The sequence below is a fragment of the Paucilactobacillus wasatchensis genome (assembly GCF_000876205.1).
Classification (GTDB): domain Bacteria; phylum Bacillota; class Bacilli; order Lactobacillales; family Lactobacillaceae; genus Paucilactobacillus; species Paucilactobacillus wasatchensis.
In genome coordinates this window covers 1-3,951 of the sequence record NZ_AWTT01000071.1, presented here as the reverse complement: position 1 = coordinate 3,951, position 3,951 = coordinate 1, and the positions used below count along the sequence as shown (strand labels likewise).

The 3,951-nt window shown below is 40.6% G+C and carries 5 protein-coding genes; 2 read left to right on the top strand and 3 right to left on the bottom strand.

Annotated features, from left to right (window positions below):
• A partial coding sequence (locus WDC_RS08910) for an SDR family oxidoreductase (RefSeq protein WP_044011512.1) occupies positions 1-389 on the top strand: 389 nt, incomplete at its 5' end.
• A 218-nt stretch (positions 390-607) separates the two neighbouring features.
• Here WDC_RS08910 and WDC_RS08905 read toward each other — a convergent pair.
• From WDC_RS08905 to WDC_RS08895, 3 genes are read right to left on the bottom strand one after another with little or no spacing between them, the layout of a single operon-like run.
• The gene (locus WDC_RS08905) at positions 608-1,489 is read right to left on the bottom strand and encodes an aldo/keto reductase (RefSeq protein WP_044011511.1); all 882 of its coding nucleotides are present in this window, start codon (positions 1,487-1,489) and stop codon (positions 608-610) included.
• Between the two features lie 17 nt (positions 1,490-1,506).
• Entirely contained in the window at positions 1,507-2,463 is a 957-nt protein-coding gene (locus WDC_RS08900; protein WP_052497847.1) for an NAD(P)-dependent oxidoreductase, read from the bottom strand.
• A 41-nt stretch (positions 2,464-2,504) separates the two neighbouring features.
• Positions 2,505-3,149, bottom strand: coding sequence for an endonuclease III domain-containing protein (locus tag WDC_RS08895; RefSeq protein WP_044011510.1), 645 nt, complete (start codon positions 3,147-3,149; stop codon positions 2,505-2,507).
• A gap of 186 nt (positions 3,150-3,335) precedes the next feature.
• Between WDC_RS08895 and WDC_RS08890 the strand changes: the two genes are divergently transcribed.
• Positions 3,336-3,782 carry an Hsp20/alpha crystallin family protein gene (locus WDC_RS08890; RefSeq protein WP_044011513.1) on the top strand — a complete coding sequence of 149 codons (447 nt, stop codon included), beginning with the start codon at positions 3,336-3,338 and terminating at the stop codon, positions 3,780-3,782.
• Positions 3,783-3,951: the final 169 nt, after the last annotated feature.

Below are 3,951 nucleotides of genomic sequence, written 5' to 3'. Positions count from 1 at the left end.
CGTTGGCAGCTGCTAAAGTGTTCGCCAAGCAAAAGAGTGGTAAAATTATCAATATTGGCTCGATGCTTTCATTTCAGGGCGGAAAATTTATTCCGTCATATACCGCCTCTAAACATGGGGTTGCTGGTTTAACCAAATCGTTTGCCAGTGAGTTAGGGGCTTACAACATTCAAGTAAATGCCATTGCACCAGGTTACATCAAAACTGCTAATACTGCACCAATTCGCGCAGACCAAGCACGTAATGATGAAATTTTGGGGCGTATTCCAGTTGGACACTGGGCTGAGACTTATGAATTGATGGGTTCGGTAGTCTTTTTGGCTAGTGAAGCTTCCAACTACGTTACTGGCCATGTGTTGGCGGTTGATGGTGGCTACTTGGTTCGATAATTTAAATAAAATAAAGTGCTTGGTTGGAGTGAACCGAGTGCTTTTTTTTGTGAGCATATTTTTTCTAGTTAATCTAATCTCACATTTTTGTGGAGTAAACGTGTTTTCAATCGCAGAGATCGGAGTGTAACACATAAACAGGCAGTGTGGTCAAAGCTCATGACCGCGCTGCCTGTTTATGTGTTACATTCTTGTTTCTGACCGAGATTGAAACCACACTAGGCTTTCATAATCCGATTTGGATCCCCCGCGGGATTACCGTACCACTGGTAATCGTCATACCATCTGGAATGTTTTTCTTCGTTTAGTTGGTTGATTTGTTTCATTTCATCATCAGTTAAACTAAAATCGAAAATATCCGCATTTTCTACGATTCGATCCTCATGAACTGATTTTGGAATGACAATGACGTTTGATTGTACTTCCCACCGTAAAATTACTTGGGCAGGAGCTTTTTTATGCGCAGTAGCCATTTCTTGCAACAACGGCAGGCCGAGCAGCTTCCCATTACCAAGCGGTGACCACGCTTCAATTTGGATTCCGTTTTCTTGGCAAAGTTCAAATACATCTTGCTGGTGAATCAGTGGATTAAATTCCATCTGATTGACAGCCGGAGTTACCGATGCTTGGGCCAATAGATCGGTAAGCCGTTCCACATCAAAGTTGCAAACGCCGATAGCTCGCGCCTTACCAGAACGGTAAATTTCCTCCATGCCACGCCATGTTTCATTGTACATATCAGTGACAGGCCAATGCATTAATAATAGATCAACATGGTCGGTTTGTAGTCGTTCGAGCTGGCCGTCAATTGCATCGATACTAGCCTGGTAACCTTGATCGCCACTGTAAACCTTAGTGGTAATGAACAGATCGTCACGATTTTTACCAGCGACTTTTAAGCCATCCTGGATCCCATCACCGACGCCTTGTTCGTTACCGTATTGTTTGGCGGTGTCAATTAAAACATAGCCGTGTGAAATAGCTAAACTAACAGCATCTGCAGCTTCGACATTACTTGCTTTCCAGACACCTAGGCCAAGAACGGGAATTTTGACGTCATTATTTAGTGTTATTTTAGGTTCTAACGCTTCGTTATGCATAATAGTCTCCCTTATATTTAATAACCCTTGGAGAGGTCAATTTGATTGTATTTAAACGTTTTGTCCAGCAGAAATTGTTTCAAATTAGGTAAAAATAATTCTAGTTGTGCCTTCTTGAAGTGCCGGACAAGCCCGGTGTTGTGTGGGGTGATGACCACGTTGTCCATTTCCCAAAATGGACTAGTTTGTGCTAACGGCTCAGTTTCGAACACATCTAAAGCAGCATGCCGTACCGTACCATCATTGAGGCTGTTAATTAATGCTTCAGAATCAACAGAGGGACCGCGACCAACGTTAACAAAGAGAAACAAGCTCTTTAATTGGTTGAAAAAATCGGCATTATAGAAGTGATGCGTTTCATCCGTCAACGGCAGTACATTGATAATGACATCGGCTTTCCATACCCGATCGTCAAGTTGATTCAACGCAACGGTTTCATCAAAGTATTCAACCGGATGACCAGAAGTATTGACTCCAATTGTATGGCCACCTAAGGCCTGTAAAAGTCGCCCAATTTGCTGACCAATATGCCCAGTACCAAAGACAACATACTGGAAATCACTGATGGTACTTGGAACTGCTTCAGTTGCAGGCTGCCAGTACTTCTCTTGTTTGTTTTTACCAGCAACATCTAAGCTCCGCACAAAATGTAAAATATATGCAATGACGGACTGACTAATGGCAGTGGCATGAATTCCACTTGCATTGGTTAACAAAATATTTTTTTGAGCTAAAGTTGCTAATGGCAAGGAATCAACACCAGCAGTGATGGAGTGAATCCATTTTAATTTCGAATTAGTTGTATTAAGCAATTGATTGCCAATATCAGGTTTCCAGCCATATAAAATTGTTACGTCAGCTGGGGCAAGGGTCTTATTTAAATCTTGGGGTGTAACGACGTTTACATTTAAATCTGTTAATAAATGGACTTGATCTGCATTAATTGGTGACATAGCGAGTAAATTTTCTGACAAATTATTCACGCTCCTTAACTAAATTGCTTCTATTATACCATTTAATGACTAGGCAATATTAATTGATATGGAGCTAAAAAACTACTTGACCATTTTTTTAGATATTGCTTGCCAAAGTCATCAAGTAACCCGTGATATTCTTGGTATTGAGTGAGAGTTAAATTAAGTTCGGGTGCTACCATTGTTTTTAAATCAGAGTAGCCGTTAAAGTTAGTAACGCCCAGTTGATTGAAGATACGGCGGGTATAGCTATCGGCAATAAAAACTGGTTTGTCTAGGCAATATAACAAAATTGAATCCGTCGTCTCAGCACCAATTCCGGGTAATGCTAGTAATTGTGGTCGCAATTGGTCAGTGTTTTGTTCAGCCAATTTTTCCCAGCTAAATTCAGAATCAGCTAACCAATCAAACAAGGCGACGAGGCAACGTGCTTTGTTTTTGTAAAAGCCACTGGGTTGAATTAATGGCTGTAATTGCTCTGCTGCCAGTGCGTGGATTTTTTGAGGTTGTAAAAAAGTGGTGCGCCGCAAATTATCGAGTGAATATTCGACGTTTTTCCAGTTGGTGTTTTGTACCAATACTGCGCCAATAGCAACTTCAAATTTCGATTCACCGGGCCACCATCCTTGTGGTCCCATGTGATCAAACATGATTTGATATAATTGTTGTGCTGTGATTTTAGCCATGTCAATCCTACTTTCTGTAATATACAACTAAAAATATCGGGGTCATTGTAGTTATTATTATACCACCGGAATAAAGGTTAATAGTCGCTTTTTTAGCACTCACAGTGTTGGAGTGCTAAATGTTTGAATTTTTGTGACGAACTGACTATCATTGATAGTGAACAAAAAAGAAAGGAAGTTTTAGATATGGCAAACGAATTACAAAATCGACGTAACGATCTATTTGGAGACTGGAATGATTGGTTCAACGACGGTGTTTTCTCAAATCTAGGTAAGACTTTCTCATCGATGACACCCCAAAATGGCTCTATGAAAACAGATGTAAAAGAATCCGACAAGGATTATCAAGTAAAAATTGATTTACCAGGATTTGATAAGAAAGATATTCACTTAAACTATGCTAATGACATGCTGGCTGTGACGGGTCACCGGAGCAGTTTCAGTGATGAAAGTGACGACAAAGGCAATATGGTTCACAGCGAGCGGACATATGGTCAAGTAAGCCGTCAATATCATCTACCAGATGTAAACAAGGATAAGATTTCGGCTAAGTACACAAATGGAGTATTGAGCTTAGTGTTACCAAAGTTAGATAAGGCTGTGGATAATGATAGTCATATTGAAATTGAATAGAGCGTGAGCAGCCACGGTTTGACTCCGTGGTAGAAGCAAAGAATCCCTTTATCGACTTCGTATTTTGAAGTTGATAAGGGGATTCTTTGCTTATACGATAGGAGTCAGAGGCTGCGAACGCAGAGTGTGTAACAACCGCGTTCAGAAGCCGGAACATAACAATAAAAAG

Coding starts and splice junctions, on each gene's coding strand:
- WDC_RS08905 (WP_044011511.1), bottom strand. CDS start 1,489: ATGCATAACGAAGCGTTAGAACCTAAAATAACACTAAATAATGACGTC.
- WDC_RS08895 (WP_044011510.1), bottom strand. CDS start 3,149: ATGGCTAAAATCACAGCACAACAATTATATCAAATCATGTTTGATCAC.
- WDC_RS08890 (WP_044011513.1), top strand. CDS start 3,336: ATGGCAAACGAATTACAAAATCGACGTAACGATCTATTTGGAGACTGG.